Origin of the sequence: Citrobacter sp. CK188 (assembly GCF_030333525.1) — a bacterium.
Lineage (GTDB): Bacteria > Pseudomonadota > Gammaproteobacteria > Enterobacterales > Enterobacteriaceae > Citrobacter_B > Citrobacter_B koseri.
Genome location: NZ_JAOWFU010000025.1, coordinates 1 through 13,341 on the forward strand (window position 1 = coordinate 1; position 13,341 = coordinate 13,341).

Consider the following 13,341-nt stretch of genomic DNA (forward strand, 5'->3'; position numbering starts at 1 on the left):
GCATTCGACCAGATCGATAACGCGCCGGAAGAAAAAGCTCGTGGTATCACCATCAACACTTCTCACGTTGAATACGACACCCCGACTCGCCACTACGCGCACGTAGACTGCCCGGGCCACGCCGACTATGTTAAAAACATGATCACCGGTGCTGCGCAGATGGACGGTGCGATCCTGGTTGTTGCTGCGACTGACGGCCCGATGCCGCAGACCCGTGAGCACATCCTGCTGGGTCGTCAGGTAGGCGTTCCGTACATCATCGTGTTCCTGAACAAATGCGACATGGTTGATGACGAAGAGCTGCTGGAACTGGTTGAGATGGAAGTGCGTGAACTGCTGTCTCAGTACGATTTCCCGGGCGACGACACGCCGATCGTTCGTGGTTCTGCTCTGAAAGCGCTGGAAGGCGACGCAGAGTGGGAAGCGAAAATCATCGAACTGGCTGGCTACCTGGATTCCTACATCCCGGAACCAGAGCGTGCGATTGACAAGCCGTTCCTGCTGCCGATCGAAGACGTATTCTCCATCTCCGGTCGTGGTACCGTTGTTACCGGTCGTGTAGAGCGCGGTATCATCAAAGTGGGCGAAGAAGTTGAAATCGTTGGTATCAAAGAGACTGCGAAGTCTACCTGTACTGGCGTTGAAATGTTCCGCAAACTGCTGGACGAAGGCCGTGCTGGTGAGAACGTAGGTGTTCTGCTGCGTGGTATCAAACGTGAAGAAATCGAACGTGGTCAGGTACTGGCTAAGCCGGGTTCCATCAAGCCGCACACCAAGTTCGAATCTGAAGTTTATATCCTGTCCAAAGACGAAGGCGGCCGTCATACTCCGTTCTTCAAAGGCTACCGTCCGCAGTTCTACTTCCGTACAACTGACGTGACTGGCACCATCGAACTGCCGGAAGGCGTAGAGATGGTAATGCCGGGCGACAACATCAAAATGGTTGTTACCCTGATCCACCCGATCGCGATGGACGACGGTCTGCGTTTCGCAATCCGTGAAGGCGGCCGTACCGTTGGCGCGGGCGTTGTTGCTAAAGTAATGAGCTAATTATTTAATAATTAGTTCTGCACTTAAAAAGGGCGCTTCGGCGCCCTTTTTGCTGTCTGTCATATCTACCTGCTATATAAAGAGTGTCATATTTAGTCGCATTTTTTATTCCTCTCCCTGCACACAAACGTATTTGTGCTATTGTAATCATAACTATTCTCATTTACACTTTGCGCAGAAATTGAACGGGAGCGATCATGTACGTTTGTTTGTGTAATGGTGTAAGTGATAAAAAAATTCGTCAGGCTGTTCGTCAGTTTCACCCTCAATCTTTCCAACAATTACGTAAGTTTATTCCTGTTGGAAATCAATGCGGTAAATGCGTCCGGGCGGCGCGTGAAGTGATGCAGGATGAGTTAATGCAAATGCCGGAGTTTAAAGAAATTGCCTGAGTCACATTCTTTTTTTTGACATCCTTGTAGCCCCATCTACGCTCTAAGAGTGGAAGCGGAGGGACTATAAAATGAAAGGTGATGTTAAAATCATAAATTATCTCAATAAACTATTGGGAAATGAGCTTGTCGCAATCAATCAGTACTTTCTCCATGCCCGTATGTTTAAAAACTGGGGGCTCACTCGTCTGAATGACGTCGAATACCATGAATCCATCGATGAAATGAAACACGCTGATAAATATATCGAGCGTATTTTATTTCTTGAGGGTATCCCAAACTTGCAGGATCTTGGCAAGCTGGGCATTGGTGAAGATGTCGAAGAGATGTTGCAGTCAGATCTCCGTCTGGAACTGGAAGGAGCGAAGGATCTACGTGAAGCCATAGCCTACGCCGACAGCGTTCATGATTACGTTAGCCGGGACATGATGATTGAGATCCTGACAGATGAAGAAGGGCATATCGACTGGCTTGAGACGGAGCTGGATCTGATTGCAAAAATTGGTCTACAGAATTACCTGCAATCGCAGATTAAAGTGGACGATTAACTCCCCGACAGCAGTGTTTTCCAGCCAATGATAAAACCCGCAGCCGCCAGAAATGGCCCGAACGGCAGCGGGTTTTTTAATGCCCCTTTCCCGTTTATTACGTACATCGCCATCACGTTAATGCTGGCAATAAGCGCGGCCAGAAAGACCAGCAGGGGTAATGACTCCCAACGATGCCAGGCGCCAAGCGCGGCAAGAAATTTGATATCGCCGTACCCGAGCCCTTCTTTGCGATACAGCAGTCGATATCCCCAATAGAGAAGGGCGAACCCGCCGTAACCCGCAATGGCGCCCCAAAGCGCATCTGGCAAATGGTCAGGTAAACAGCACAGGTAATAAAGCAGACCGCTCCAGAGCAAGGGACAGGTAAACCGATCGGGCAAGAGTCCTGTTCGCGCGTCATATATCCCGGATAGCGCAGATAATAAGAGGTAGATAATCAGGAAGGGGAGGTCGGGTTGCATCATGTCATCCTCATTAAACGTTGCGCTCACCATCCGTGAAACTCATTTTCCACGCAACGGAGGAATGATGACGTTGCGCAGTGTATTCCGAGGAAAATGCGCAAAACAAAAACGGCACAACGCATGTGCGAAGTTGCTCGCATTACAGACGAAATGATTAATATCTACGCGGCACTTGCGTCAGGCTGAGATTTGCGTATAATGCGCGGGCTTGTCTTAGTTGACGGCAGGTTCGATCTGAACCTTAGGTAGCCGATTTGGTTATCTAACAATGCTCCCAATCGGGGAGCTACGTAAGAACGGTTACACTCTCCCATCAATCGTAATGGGCACGAGGAGTAATCATTTTCGTTTATAAAATAATTGGAGCTCTGGTCTCATGCAGAACCAAAGAATCCGTATCCGCCTGAAAGCGTTTGATCATCGTCTGATCGATCAATCAACCGCGGAAATCGTCGAGACTGCTAAGCGCACTGGTGCGCAAGTCCGTGGTCCGATCCCGCTGCCGACCCGCAAAGAGCGCTTTACCGTTCTGATCTCCCCGCACGTTAACAAAGACGCGCGCGATCAGTACGAAATTCGCACTCACAAGCGTCTGGTTGACATCGTTGAGCCAACCGAGAAAACCGTTGATGCTCTGATGCGTCTGGACCTGGCTGCCGGTGTAGACGTGCAGATCAGCCTGGGTTAATCAGGTCATCGAGCGATTGAGAGGTTGAAACAATGATTGGTTTAGTCGGTAAAAAAGTGGGTATGACCCGCATCTTCACTGAAGATGGCGTCTCTATCCCAGTAACCGTAATCGAAGTTGAAGCAAACCGCGTTACTCAGGTTAAAGATCTGGCTAACGATGGCTACCGCGCTGTTCAGGTTACCACTGGTGCTAAAAAAGCTAACCGTGTAACCAAGCCGGAAGCTGGCCACTTTGCTAAAGCTGGCGTAGAAGCTGGCCGCGGCCTGTGGGAGTTCCGTCTGGCAGAGGGTGAAGAATACACCGTTGGTCAGAGCATTAGCGTTGAACTGTTTGCTGACGTTAAAAAAGTTGACGTAACTGGCACCTCTAAAGGTAAAGGTTTCGCAGGTACCGTTAAGCGCTGGAACTTCCGTACCCAGGACGCTACTCACGGTAACTCCTTGTCTCACCGCGTTCCGGGTTCTATCGGTCAGAACCAGACTCCGGGCAAAGTGTTCAAAGGCAAGAAAATGGCAGGTCAGCTGGGTAACGAACGTGTAACCGTTCAGAGCCTGGACGTAGTACGTGTTGACGCTGAGCGCAACCTGCTGCTGGTTAAAGGTGGTGTTCCGGGTGCAACCGGTTGCGACCTGATCGTTAAACCAGCTGTGAAGGCGTAAGGGGATAGCAATGGAATTAGTATTGAAAGACGCGCAGAGCGCGCTGACTGTTTCCGAAACTACCTTCGGTCGTGATTTCAACGAAGCGCTGGTTCACCAGGTTGTTGTTGCTTATGCAGCTGGTGCTCGTCAGGGCACTCGTGCTCAGAAGACTCGTGCTGAAGTAACTGGTTCCGGTAAAAAACCGTGGCGCCAGAAAGGTACCGGCCGTGCGCGTTCTGGTTCTATCAAGAGCCCGATCTGGCGTTCTGGTGGCGTGACCTTCGCTGCACGTCCGCAGGACCACAGTCAAAAAGTTAACAAGAAGATGTACCGCGGCGCGCTGAAAAGCATTCTGTCCGAACTGGTACGTCAGGATCGTCTGATCGTTGTCGAGAAGTTCTCTGTAGAAGCGCCTAAAACTAAGCTGCTGGCTCAGAAACTGAAAGACATGGCTCTGGAAGATGTGCTGATCATCACCGGTGAGCTGGACGAGAACCTGTTCCTGGCTGCGCGCAACCTGCACAAGGTTGACGTACGCGATGCAACTGGTATCGACCCGGTTAGCCTGATCGCCTTCGACAAAGTCGTAATGACTGCTGATGCTGTTAAGCAAGTTGAGGAGATGCTGGCATGATTCGTGAAGAACGTCTGCTGAAGGTGCTGCGCGCACCGCACGTTTCTGAAAAAGCGTCTACTGCGATGGAAAAAACCAACACCATCGTTCTCAAAGTTGCTAAAGACGCGACCAAAGCAGAAATCAAAGCTGCTGTGCAGAAACTGTTTGAAGTCGAAGTCGAAGTCGTTAACACCCTGGTTGTTAAAGGGAAAGTTAAACGTCACGGACAGCGTATCGGTCGTCGTAGCGACTGGAAAAAAGCTTACGTCACCCTGAAAGAAGGCCAGAATCTGGACTTCGTTGGCGGCGCTGAGTAAGTCGGAGGAGTAATACAATGGCAGTTGTTAAATGTAAACCGACATCTCCGGGTCGTCGCCACGTAGTTAAAGTGGTTAACCCTGAGCTGCACAAGGGCAAACCTTTTGCTCCGTTGCTGGAAAAAAACAGCAAATCCGGTGGTCGTAACAACAATGGCCGTATCACCACTCGTCATATCGGTGGTGGCCACAAGCAGGCATACCGTATTGTTGACTTCAAACGCAACAAAGATGGTATCCCGGCAGTTGTTGAACGTCTTGAGTACGATCCGAACCGTTCCGCGAACATCGCGCTGGTTCTGTACAAAGACGGTGAGCGCCGTTACATCCTGGCCCCTAAAGGCCTGAAAGCTGGCGACCAGATTCAATCTGGCGTTGATGCTGCAATCAAACCAGGCAACACCCTGCCGATGCGCAACATCCCGGTTGGTTCTACTGTTCATAACGTAGAAATGAAACCAGGTAAAGGCGGTCAGCTGGCACGTTCCGCTGGTACTTACGTTCAGATCGTTGCGCGCGATGGTGCTTATGTCACCCTGCGTCTGCGTTCTGGTGAAATGCGTAAAGTCGAAGCAGACTGCCGTGCAACTCTGGGCGAAGTTGGCAATGCTGAGCATATGCTGCGCGTTCTGGGTAAAGCAGGTGCTGCACGCTGGCGTGGTGTTCGTCCGACCGTTCGCGGTACCGCGATGAACCCAGTAGACCACCCACATGGTGGTGGTGAAGGTCGTAACTTTGGTAAGCACCCGGTAACTCCGTGGGGCGTTCAGACCAAAGGTAAGAAGACCCGCAGCAACAAGCGTACTGATAAATTCATCGTACGTCGCCGTAGCAAATAATTTTAGAGGATAAGCCATGCCACGTTCTCTCAAGAAAGGTCCTTTTATTGACCTGCACTTGCTGAAGAAGGTAGAGAAAGCGGTGGAAAGCGGAGACAAGAAGCCCCTGCGCACTTGGTCCCGTCGTTCAACGATCTTTCCTAACATGATCGGTTTGACCATCGCTGTCCATAATGGTCGTCAGCACGTTCCGGTATTTGTAACCGATGAAATGGTCGGTCACAAACTGGGTGAATTCGCACCGACTCGTACTTATCGCGGCCACGCTGCTGATAAAAAAGCGAAGAAGAAATAAGGTAGGAGGAAGAGATGGAAACTATCGCTAAACATCGCCATGCTCGTTCTTCTGCTCAGAAGGTTCGCCTTGTTGCTGACCTGATTCGCGGTAAGAAAGTGTCGCAGGCTCTGGATATTTTGACTTACACCAACAAGAAAGCGGCTGTACTGGTCAAGAAAGTCCTGGAATCTGCCATTGCTAACGCTGAACACAACGATGGCGCTGACATTGACGATCTGAAAGTTACGAAAATTTTCGTAGACGAAGGCCCGAGCATGAAGCGCATTATGCCGCGTGCAAAAGGTCGCGCAGATCGCATCCTGAAGCGCACCAGCCACATTACTGTGGTTGTGTCCGATCGCTGAGACTCTGGAGACTAGCAATGGGTCAGAAAGTACATCCTAATGGTATTCGCCTGGGTATTGTAAAACCATGGAACTCTACCTGGTTTGCGAACACCAAAGAATTCGCTGACAACCTGGACAGCGATTTTAAAGTACGTCAGTACCTGACGAAGGAACTGGCTAAAGCGTCCGTATCTCGTATCGTTATCGAGCGTCCGGCTAAGAGCATCCGTGTGACTATTCACACTGCTCGTCCGGGTATCGTTATCGGTAAGAAAGGCGAAGACGTAGAAAAACTGCGTAAGGTCGTAGCGGATATCGCTGGCGTTCCTGCACAGATCAATATCGCCGAAGTTCGTAAGCCTGAACTGGACGCAAAATTGGTTGCTGACAGCATCACTTCTCAGCTGGAACGTCGCGTTATGTTCCGTCGTGCTATGAAGCGTGCTGTACAGAACGCAATGCGTCTGGGCGCTAAAGGTATTAAAGTTGAAGTTAGCGGCCGTCTGGGCGGCGCGGAAATCGCTCGTACCGAATGGTACCGTGAAGGTCGCGTACCGCTGCACACTCTGCGTGCTGACATCGACTACAACACCTCTGAAGCGCACACCACTTACGGTGTAATCGGCGTTAAAGTGTGGATCTTCAAAGGCGAGATCCTGGGTGGTATGGCTGCTGTTGAACAACCGGAAAAACCGGCTGCTCAACCGAAAAAGCAGCAGCGTAAAGGCCGTAAATAAGGAGCGTCGCTGATGTTACAACCAAAGCGTACAAAATTCCGTAAAATGCACAAAGGCCGTAACCGCGGTCTGGCGCAGGGTACGGATGTTAGCTTCGGCAGCTTCGGTCTGAAAGCTGTTGGCCGTGGTCGTCTGACTGCCCGTCAGATCGAAGCAGCACGTCGTGCTATGACCCGTGCAGTTAAGCGTCAAGGTAAGATCTGGATCCGTGTATTCCCGGACAAACCGATCACTGAAAAGCCGCTGGCAGTGCGTATGGGTAAAGGTAAAGGTAACGTGGAGTATTGGGTTGCCTTGATTCAGCCGGGTAAAGTCCTGTATGAAATGGACGGCGTACCGGAAGAGCTGGCCCGTGAAGCATTCAAGCTGGCAGCAGCGAAACTGCCGATTAAAACCACCTTTGTAACTAAGACGGTGATGTAATGAAAGCAAAAGAGCTGCGTGAGAAGAGTGTTGAAGAGCTGAACACCGAGCTGCTGAACCTGCTGCGTGAGCAGTTCAACCTGCGTATGCAGGCTGCAAGTGGCCAGCTGCAACAGTCTCACCTGTTGAAGCAAGTGCGTCGTGATGTCGCACGCGTTAAGACTTTACTGACTGAGAAGGCGGGTGCGTAATGACCGATAAAATCCGTACTCTGCAAGGTCGCGTTGTTAGCGACAAAATGGAGAAATCCATTGTTGTTGCTATCGAACGTTTTGTGAAACACCCGATCTACGGTAAATTCATCAAGCGTACGACCAAACTGCACGTACATGACGAGAACAACGAATGTGGTACCGGTGACGTGGTTGAAATCCGCGAATGCCGCCCACTGTCCAAGACTAAGTCCTGGACGCTGGTTCGCGTTGTAGAGAAAGCGGTTCTGTAATACAGTACCCATTCTCAACGAATAAACGGCTCAGCGATGGGCCGTTTATTTTTTCTACCCATATCGTTGAAGCGGTGTTATAATGCCGCGCCCCCGATATGGGGCTTTTTTAACGACCTGATTTTCGGGTCTCAGTAGTAGTTGACATTAGCGGAGCACTAAAATGATCCAAGAACAGACTATGCTGAACGTCGCCGACAACTCCGGTGCACGTCGCGTAATGTGTATCAAGGTTCTGGGTGGCTCGCACCGTCGCTACGCAGGCGTAGGCGACATCATCAAGATCACCATCAAAGAAGCAATTCCGCGTGGTAAGGTCAAAAAAGGTGATGTGCTGAAGGCGGTAGTGGTGCGCACCAAGAAGGGTGTTCGTCGCCCGGACGGTTCTGTCATTCGCTTCGATGGTAATGCATGCGTTATTCTGAACAATAACAGCGAGCAGCCTATCGGTACGCGTATTTTTGGGCCGGTAACTCGTGAGCTTCGTACCGAGAAGTTCATGAAAATTATCTCTCTGGCACCAGAAGTACTCTAAGGAGCGAATCATGGCAGCGAAAATCCGTCGTGATGACGAAGTTATCGTGTTAACCGGTAAAGATAAAGGTAAACGCGGTAAAGTTAAGAATGTCCTGTCTTCCGGCAAGGTCATTGTTGAAGGTATCAACCTGGTTAAGAAACACCAGAAGCCGGTTCCGGCTCTGAACCAACCGGGTGGCATCGTTGAAAAAGAAGCCGCTATTCAGGTTTCCAACATTGCAATCTTCAATGCGGCAACCGGTAAGGCTGACCGTGTAGGCTTTAGATTCGAAGACGGTAAAAAAGTCCGTTTCTTCAAATCTAACAGCGAAACTATCAAGTAATTTGGAGTAGTACGATGGCGAAACTGCATGATTACTACAAAGACGAAGTAGTTAATAAACTCATGACTGAGTTTAACTACAATTCTGTCATGCAAGTCCCTCGGGTCGAGAAGATCACCCTGAACATGGGTGTTGGTGAAGCGATCGCTGACAAGAAACTGCTGGATAACGCAGCAGCTGACCTGACAGCAATCTCCGGTCAAAAACCGTTGATCACCAAAGCACGCAAATCTGTTGCAGGCTTCAAAATCCGTCAGGGCTATCCGATCGGCTGTAAAGTAACTCTGCGTGGCGAACGCATGTGGGAGTTCTTTGAGCGCCTGATCACTATTGCTGTACCGCGTATCCGTGACTTCCGTGGCCTGTCCGCTAAGTCTTTCGACGGTCGTGGTAACTACAGCATGGGTGTCCGTGAGCAGATCATCTTCCCAGAAATCGACTACGATAAAGTCGACCGCGTTCGTGGTTTGGATATTACCATTACCACTACTGCGAAATCTGACGAAGAAGGCCGTGCTCTGCTGGCTGCCTTTGACTTCCCGTTCCGCAAGTAAGGTAGGGTTACTGAATGGCTAAGCAATCAATGAAAGCACGCGAAGTAAAACGCGTAGCTTTAGCTGATAAATACTTCGCGAAACGCGCTGAACTGAAAGCGATCATCTCTGATGTGAACGCTTCCGACGAAGATCGTTGGAACGCTGTTCTTAAGCTGCAGACTCTGCCGCGTGATTCCAGCCCGTCTCGTCAGCGTAACCGCTGCCGTCAAACAGGTCGTCCACATGGTTATGTGGGCAAGTTCGGGTTGAGCCGTATCAAGTTACGTGAAGCCGCTATGCGCGGTGAAGTACCAGGCTTGAAAAAGGCTAGCTGGTAATTGTCACCAATTGAATCACGGGAGTAAAGACAGATGAGCATGCAAGATCCGATCGCGGATATGCTGACCCGTATCCGTAACGGTCAGGCCGCGAACAAAGCTGCGGTCACCATGCCTTCCTCCAAGCTGAAAGTGGCAATTGCCAACGTGCTGAAGGAAGAAGGTTTTATCGAAGATTTTAAAGTTGAAGGCGACACCAAGCCGGAACTGGAACTGACTCTTAAGTATTTCCAGGGTAAAGCTGTTGTAGAAAGCATTCAGCGTGTCAGCCGCCCAGGTCTGCGCATCTACAAACGTAAAGATGAGCTGCCGAAAGTTATGGCGGGTCTGGGTATCGCAGTTGTTTCTACCTCTAAAGGTGTTATGACTGATCGTGCAGCGCGCCAGGCTGGTCTTGGTGGCGAAATTATCTGCTACGTAGCCTAATCGGAGGAAAAAATGTCTCGTGTTGCTAAAGCACCGGTCGTTGTTCCTGCCGGCGTTGATGTAAAAATCAACGGTCAGGTTATTACGATCAAAGGTAAAAACGGCGAGCTGACTCGTACTCTCAACGATGCTGTTGAAGTTAAACATGCAGATAATGCACTGACCTTCGGTCCGCGTGATGGTTACGTAGACGGTTGGGCTCAGGCTGGTACCGCGCGTGCCCTGCTGAACTCAATGGTTATCGGTGTTACCGAAGGCTTCACTAAGAAGCTGCAGCTGGTTGGTGTAGGTTATCGTGCAGCGGTTAAAGGGAATGTAGTAAACCTGTCCTTAGGTTTCTCTCACCCGGTTGACCACCAGCTGCCAGCAGGTATTACTGCAGAATGTCCGACTCAGACTGAAATCGTGCTGAAAGGCGCTGATAAGCAGGTGATCGGTCAGGTTGCAGCAGATCTGCGCGCCTACCGTCGTCCTGAGCCTTACAAAGGCAAGGGTGTTCGTTACGCCGACGAAGTCGTGCGTACCAAAGAGGCTAAGAAGAAGTAAGGTAACACTATGGATAAGAAATCTGCTCGTATCCGTCGTGCGACCCGCGCACGCCGCAAGCTCCAGGAGCTGGGCGCAACTCGCCTGGTGGTACATCGTACCCCGCGTCACATTTACGCACAGGTAATTGCACCGAACGGTTCTGAAGTTCTGGTAGCTGCTTCTACTGTAGAAAAAGCTATCGCTGAACAACTGAAGTACACCGGTAACAAAGACGCGGCTGCAGCTGTGGGTAAAGCTGTCGCTGAACGCGCTCTGGAAAAAGGCATCAAAGATGTGTCCTTTGACCGTTCCGGGTTCCAATATCATGGTCGTGTCCAGGCACTGGCAGATGCTGCCCGTGAAGCTGGCCTTCAGTTCTAAGGTAGAGGTGTAAGATGGCTCACATCGAAAAACAAGCTGGCGAACTGCAGGAAAAGCTGATCGCGGTAAACCGCGTATCTAAAACCGTTAAAGGTGGTCGTATTTTCTCCTTCACAGCTCTGACTGTAGTTGGCGATGGTAACGGTCGCGTTGGTTTTGGTTACGGTAAAGCGCGTGAAGTTCCAGCAGCGATCCAGAAAGCGATGGAAAAAGCCCGTCGCAATATGATTAACGTCGCGCTGAACAACGGCACCCTGCAACACCCGGTTAAAGGTGTTCACACGGGTTCTCGTGTATTCATGCAGCCAGCTTCCGAAGGTACCGGTATCATCGCCGGTGGTGCAATGCGCGCCGTTCTGGAAGTTGCTGGGGTTCATAACGTTCTGGCTAAAGCATATGGTTCCACCAACCCGATCAACGTGGTTCGTGCAACTATTGATGGCCTGGAAAATATGAATTCTCCAGAAATGGTCGCTGCCAAGCGTGGTAAATCCGTTGAAGAAATTCTGGGGAAATAAACCATGGCAAAGACTATTAAAATTACTCAAACCCGCAGTGCAATCGGTCGTCTGCCGAAACACAAGGCAACGCTGCTTGGCCTGGGTCTGCGTCGTATTGGTCACACCGTAGAGCGCGAGGATACTCCTGCTGTTCGTGGTATGGTCAACGCGGTTTCCTTCATGGTTAAAGTTGAGGAGTAAGAGATGCGTTTAAATACTCTGTCTCCGGCCGAAGGCTCCAAAAAGGCGGGTAAACGCCTGGGTCGTGGTATCGGTTCTGGCCTCGGTAAAACCGGTGGTCGTGGTCACAAAGGTCAGAAGTCTCGTTCTGGCGGTGGCGTACGTCGCGGTTTCGAGGGTGGTCAGATGCCTCTGTACCGTCGTCTGCCGAAATTCGGCTTCACTTCTCGCAAAGCAGCGATTACAGCCGAAGTTCGTCTGTCTGACCTGGCTAAAGTAGAAGGCGGCGTAGTAGACCTGAACACGCTGAAAGCGGCTAACATTATCGGTATCCAGATCGAGTTCGCGAAAGTGATCCTGGCTGGTGAAGTCACTACTCCGGTAACTGTTCGTGGCCTGCGTGTTACTAAAGGCGCTCGTGCTGCTATCGAAGCTGCTGGCGGTAAAATCGAGGAATAAGTAGCAGATGGCTAAACAACCGGGATTAGATTTTCAAAGCGCCAAAGGTGGCTTAGGCGAGCTGAAACGCAGACTGCTGTTTGTTATCGGCGCGCTGATTGTGTTCCGTATTGGCTCTTTTATTCCGATCCCTGGTATTGATGCCGCTGTACTTGCCAAACTGCTTGAGCAACAGCGAGGCACCATCATTGAAATGTTTAACATGTTCTCTGGTGGTGCACTCAGCCGTGCTTCTATCTTTGCTCTGGGTATCATGCCGTATATTTCGGCGTCGATTATTATCCAGCTGCTGACGGTGGTTCATCCAACGCTGGCAGAAATTAAGAAAGAAGGGGAGTCTGGTCGTCGTAAGATCAGCCAGTACACCCGCTACGGTACTCTGGTGCTGGCGATATTCCAGTCGATCGGTATTGCTACCGGTCTGCCGAATATGCCTGGTATGCAAGGCCTGGTAATGAATCCGGGCTTTGCATTCTATTTCACCGCTGTTGTAAGTCTGGTTACAGGAACCATGTTCCTGATGTGGTTGGGCGAACAGATTACTGAACGTGGTATCGGCAACGGTATCTCAATCATTATCTTCGCCGGTATTGTCGCGGGACTCCCGCCAGCCATTGCCCATACTATCGAGCAAGCGCGTCAAGGCGACCTGCACTTCCTCGTGTTGCTGTTGGTTGCAGTATTAGTATTTGCAGTGACGTTCTTTGTTGTATTTGTTGAGCGTGGTCAACGCCGCATTGTGGTAAACTACGCAAAACGTCAGCAGGGTCGTCGTGTCTATGCTGCACAGAGCACACATTTACCGCTGAAAGTGAATATGGCGGGGGTAATCCCGGCAATTTTCGCTTCCAGTATTATTCTGTTCCCGGCAACCATTGCGTCATGGTTCGGGGGCGGTACTGGTTGGAACTGGCTGACAACAATTTCGCTGTATTTGCAGCCTGGGCAACCGCTTTATGTGTTACTCTATGCGTCTGCAATCATCTTCTTCTGTTTCTTCTACACGGCGTTGGTTTTCAACCCGCGTGAAACAGCAGATAACCTGAAGAAGTCCGGTGCATTTGTACCAGGAATTCGTCCGGGAGAGCAAACGGCGAAGTATATCGATAAAGTAATGACCCGCCTGACTTTGGTTGGTGCGCTTTACATTACCTTTATCTGCCTGATCCCGGAGTTCATGCGTGATGCAATGAAAGTACCGTTCTACTTTGGTGGGACCTCACTGCTTATCGTTGTCGTCGTGATTATGGACTTTATGGCTCAAGTGCAAACTCTGATGATGTCCAGTCAGTATGAGTCTGCATTGAAGAAGGCGAACCTGAAAGGCTACGGCCGTTAATTGG

At 50.5% G+C, this 13,341-nt stretch carries 26 protein-coding genes; 25 read left to right on the forward strand and 1 reads right to left on the reverse strand.

What is annotated here, in order from left to right; all coding sequences use genetic code 11:
* The 3 genes from tuf to bfr form a co-directional block, all read left to right on the forward strand.
* On the forward strand, window positions 1–1,050 hold a 1,050-nt coding region (gene tuf / locus OGV67_RS04120; protein WP_286450946.1), incomplete at its 5' end, for an elongation factor Tu.
* 197 nt (window positions 1,051–1,247) lie between these two features.
* The gene (gene bfd / locus OGV67_RS04125; RefSeq protein WP_012135433.1) at window positions 1,248–1,442 is read left to right on the forward strand and encodes a bacterioferritin-associated ferredoxin; all 195 of its coding nucleotides are present in this window, start codon (window positions 1,248–1,250) and stop codon (window positions 1,440–1,442) included.
* A 71-nt stretch (window positions 1,443–1,513) separates the two neighbouring features.
* Complete coding sequence (gene bfr / locus OGV67_RS04130; RefSeq protein WP_012135432.1) at window positions 1,514–1,990, forward strand: bacterioferritin; 477 nt, start codon at window positions 1,514–1,516, stop codon at window positions 1,988–1,990.
* Here the strand turns inward: bfr and OGV67_RS04135 are convergent.
* Entirely contained in the window at window positions 1,987–2,454 is a 468-nt protein-coding gene (locus OGV67_RS04135; RefSeq protein WP_058669128.1) for a prepilin peptidase, read from the reverse strand. The genes bfr and OGV67_RS04135 overlap by 4 nt on opposite strands.
* A 379-nt stretch (window positions 2,455–2,833) precedes the next feature.
* Here OGV67_RS04135 and rpsJ point away from each other — a divergent pair, with 379 nt between their 5' ends.
* The 22 genes from rpsJ (at window position 2,834) to secY (ending at window position 13,337) form a co-directional block, all read left to right on the forward strand.
* Window positions 2,834–3,145, forward strand: a complete 312-nt coding sequence (gene rpsJ / locus OGV67_RS04140) for a 30S ribosomal protein S10 (RefSeq protein WP_001181005.1) — start codon at window positions 2,834–2,836, stop codon at window positions 3,143–3,145.
* Between the two features lie 32 nt (window positions 3,146–3,177).
* Window positions 3,178–3,807 carry a 50S ribosomal protein L3 gene (gene rplC / locus OGV67_RS04145; protein ID WP_000579837.1) on the forward strand — a complete coding sequence of 210 codons (630 nt, stop codon included), beginning with the start codon at window positions 3,178–3,180 and terminating at the stop codon, window positions 3,805–3,807.
* A gap of 10 nt (window positions 3,808–3,817) precedes the next feature.
* Complete coding sequence (gene rplD, locus OGV67_RS04150; protein ID WP_000424395.1) at window positions 3,818–4,423, forward strand: 50S ribosomal protein L4; 606 nt, start codon at window positions 3,818–3,820, stop codon at window positions 4,421–4,423.
* Window positions 4,420–4,722, forward strand: a complete 303-nt coding sequence (gene rplW / locus OGV67_RS04155) for a 50S ribosomal protein L23 (protein WP_000617546.1) — start codon at window positions 4,420–4,422, stop codon at window positions 4,720–4,722. Before rplD ends, rplW begins: the two co-directional genes overlap by 4 nt.
* Window positions 4,723–4,739: 17 nt before the next feature.
* Window positions 4,740–5,561 (forward strand): 50S ribosomal protein L2, encoded by an 822-nt coding sequence (rplB, locus tag OGV67_RS04160; RefSeq protein ID WP_000301864.1) that lies wholly within the window; start codon window positions 4,740–4,742, stop codon window positions 5,559–5,561.
* Between the two features lie 16 nt (window positions 5,562–5,577).
* Window positions 5,578–5,856: a 30S ribosomal protein S19 gene (gene rpsS / locus OGV67_RS04165; protein WP_001138117.1), complete on the forward strand. Its 279-nt coding sequence runs from the start codon at window positions 5,578–5,580 to the stop codon at window positions 5,854–5,856.
* Between the two features lie 14 nt (window positions 5,857–5,870).
* Window positions 5,871–6,203: a 50S ribosomal protein L22 gene (gene rplV, locus OGV67_RS04170; protein WP_000447529.1), complete on the forward strand. Its 333-nt coding sequence runs from the start codon at window positions 5,871–5,873 to the stop codon at window positions 6,201–6,203.
* Window positions 6,204–6,220: 17 nt separating this feature from the next.
* The gene (gene rpsC, locus OGV67_RS04175) at window positions 6,221–6,922 is read left to right on the forward strand and encodes a 30S ribosomal protein S3 (RefSeq protein WP_000529945.1); all 702 of its coding nucleotides are present in this window, start codon (window positions 6,221–6,223) and stop codon (window positions 6,920–6,922) included.
* 12 nt (window positions 6,923–6,934) lie between these two features.
* A complete protein-coding gene (gene rplP / locus OGV67_RS04180) occupies window positions 6,935–7,345 on the forward strand; it encodes a 50S ribosomal protein L16 (protein WP_000941212.1) in 411 nt (136 codons plus the stop codon).
* A complete protein-coding gene (gene rpmC, locus OGV67_RS04185) occupies window positions 7,345–7,536 on the forward strand; it encodes a 50S ribosomal protein L29 (RefSeq protein WP_000644742.1) in 192 nt (63 codons plus the stop codon). Before rplP ends, rpmC begins: the two co-directional genes overlap by 1 nt.
* Window positions 7,536–7,790, forward strand: a complete 255-nt coding sequence (gene rpsQ, locus OGV67_RS04190) for a 30S ribosomal protein S17 (RefSeq protein ID WP_003031120.1) — start codon at window positions 7,536–7,538, stop codon at window positions 7,788–7,790. The genes rpmC and rpsQ overlap by 1 nt, the downstream gene beginning before the upstream one ends.
* A gap of 163 nt (window positions 7,791–7,953) precedes the next feature.
* A complete protein-coding gene (rplN, locus tag OGV67_RS04195) occupies window positions 7,954–8,325 on the forward strand; it encodes a 50S ribosomal protein L14 (RefSeq protein ID WP_002919748.1) in 372 nt (123 codons plus the stop codon).
* 10 nt (window positions 8,326–8,335) lie between these two features.
* Window positions 8,336–8,650 carry a 50S ribosomal protein L24 gene (gene rplX, locus OGV67_RS04200; protein ID WP_012135426.1) on the forward strand — a complete coding sequence of 105 codons (315 nt, stop codon included), beginning with the start codon at window positions 8,336–8,338 and terminating at the stop codon, window positions 8,648–8,650.
* A gap of 14 nt (window positions 8,651–8,664) precedes the next feature.
* Window positions 8,665–9,204 (forward strand): 50S ribosomal protein L5, encoded by a 540-nt coding sequence (gene rplE / locus OGV67_RS04205; RefSeq protein WP_001096206.1) that lies wholly within the window; start codon window positions 8,665–8,667, stop codon window positions 9,202–9,204.
* A 14-nt stretch (window positions 9,205–9,218) separates the two neighbouring features.
* A complete protein-coding gene (rpsN, locus tag OGV67_RS04210; RefSeq protein ID WP_012135425.1) occupies window positions 9,219–9,524 on the forward strand; it encodes a 30S ribosomal protein S14 in 306 nt (101 codons plus the stop codon).
* A gap of 33 nt (window positions 9,525–9,557) precedes the next feature.
* A complete protein-coding gene (gene rpsH / locus OGV67_RS04215; RefSeq protein ID WP_000062611.1) occupies window positions 9,558–9,950 on the forward strand; it encodes a 30S ribosomal protein S8 in 393 nt (130 codons plus the stop codon).
* 12 nt (window positions 9,951–9,962) lie between these two features.
* Window positions 9,963–10,496, forward strand: coding sequence for a 50S ribosomal protein L6 (gene rplF / locus OGV67_RS04220; RefSeq protein ID WP_012135817.1), 534 nt, complete (start codon window positions 9,963–9,965; stop codon window positions 10,494–10,496).
* Window positions 10,497–10,505: 9 nt separating this feature from the next.
* Window positions 10,506–10,859: a 50S ribosomal protein L18 gene (gene rplR, locus OGV67_RS04225; protein WP_000358960.1), complete on the forward strand. Its 354-nt coding sequence runs from the start codon at window positions 10,506–10,508 to the stop codon at window positions 10,857–10,859.
* Between the two features lie 14 nt (window positions 10,860–10,873).
* Window positions 10,874–11,377, forward strand: coding sequence for a 30S ribosomal protein S5 (gene rpsE / locus OGV67_RS04230; RefSeq protein WP_000940121.1), 504 nt, complete (start codon window positions 10,874–10,876; stop codon window positions 11,375–11,377).
* A 3-nt stretch (window positions 11,378–11,380) separates the two neighbouring features.
* Window positions 11,381–11,560: a 50S ribosomal protein L30 gene (rpmD, locus tag OGV67_RS04235; protein WP_001140434.1), complete on the forward strand. Its 180-nt coding sequence runs from the start codon at window positions 11,381–11,383 to the stop codon at window positions 11,558–11,560.
* A gap of 3 nt (window positions 11,561–11,563) precedes the next feature.
* Entirely contained in the window at window positions 11,564–11,998 is a 435-nt protein-coding gene (rplO, locus tag OGV67_RS04240; protein ID WP_001238917.1) for a 50S ribosomal protein L15, read from the forward strand.
* Between the two features lie 7 nt (window positions 11,999–12,005).
* Window positions 12,006–13,337 (forward strand): preprotein translocase subunit SecY, encoded by a 1,332-nt coding sequence (gene secY / locus OGV67_RS04245; RefSeq protein WP_001118864.1) that lies wholly within the window; start codon window positions 12,006–12,008, stop codon window positions 13,335–13,337.
* Window positions 13,338–13,341: the final 4 nt, after the last annotated feature.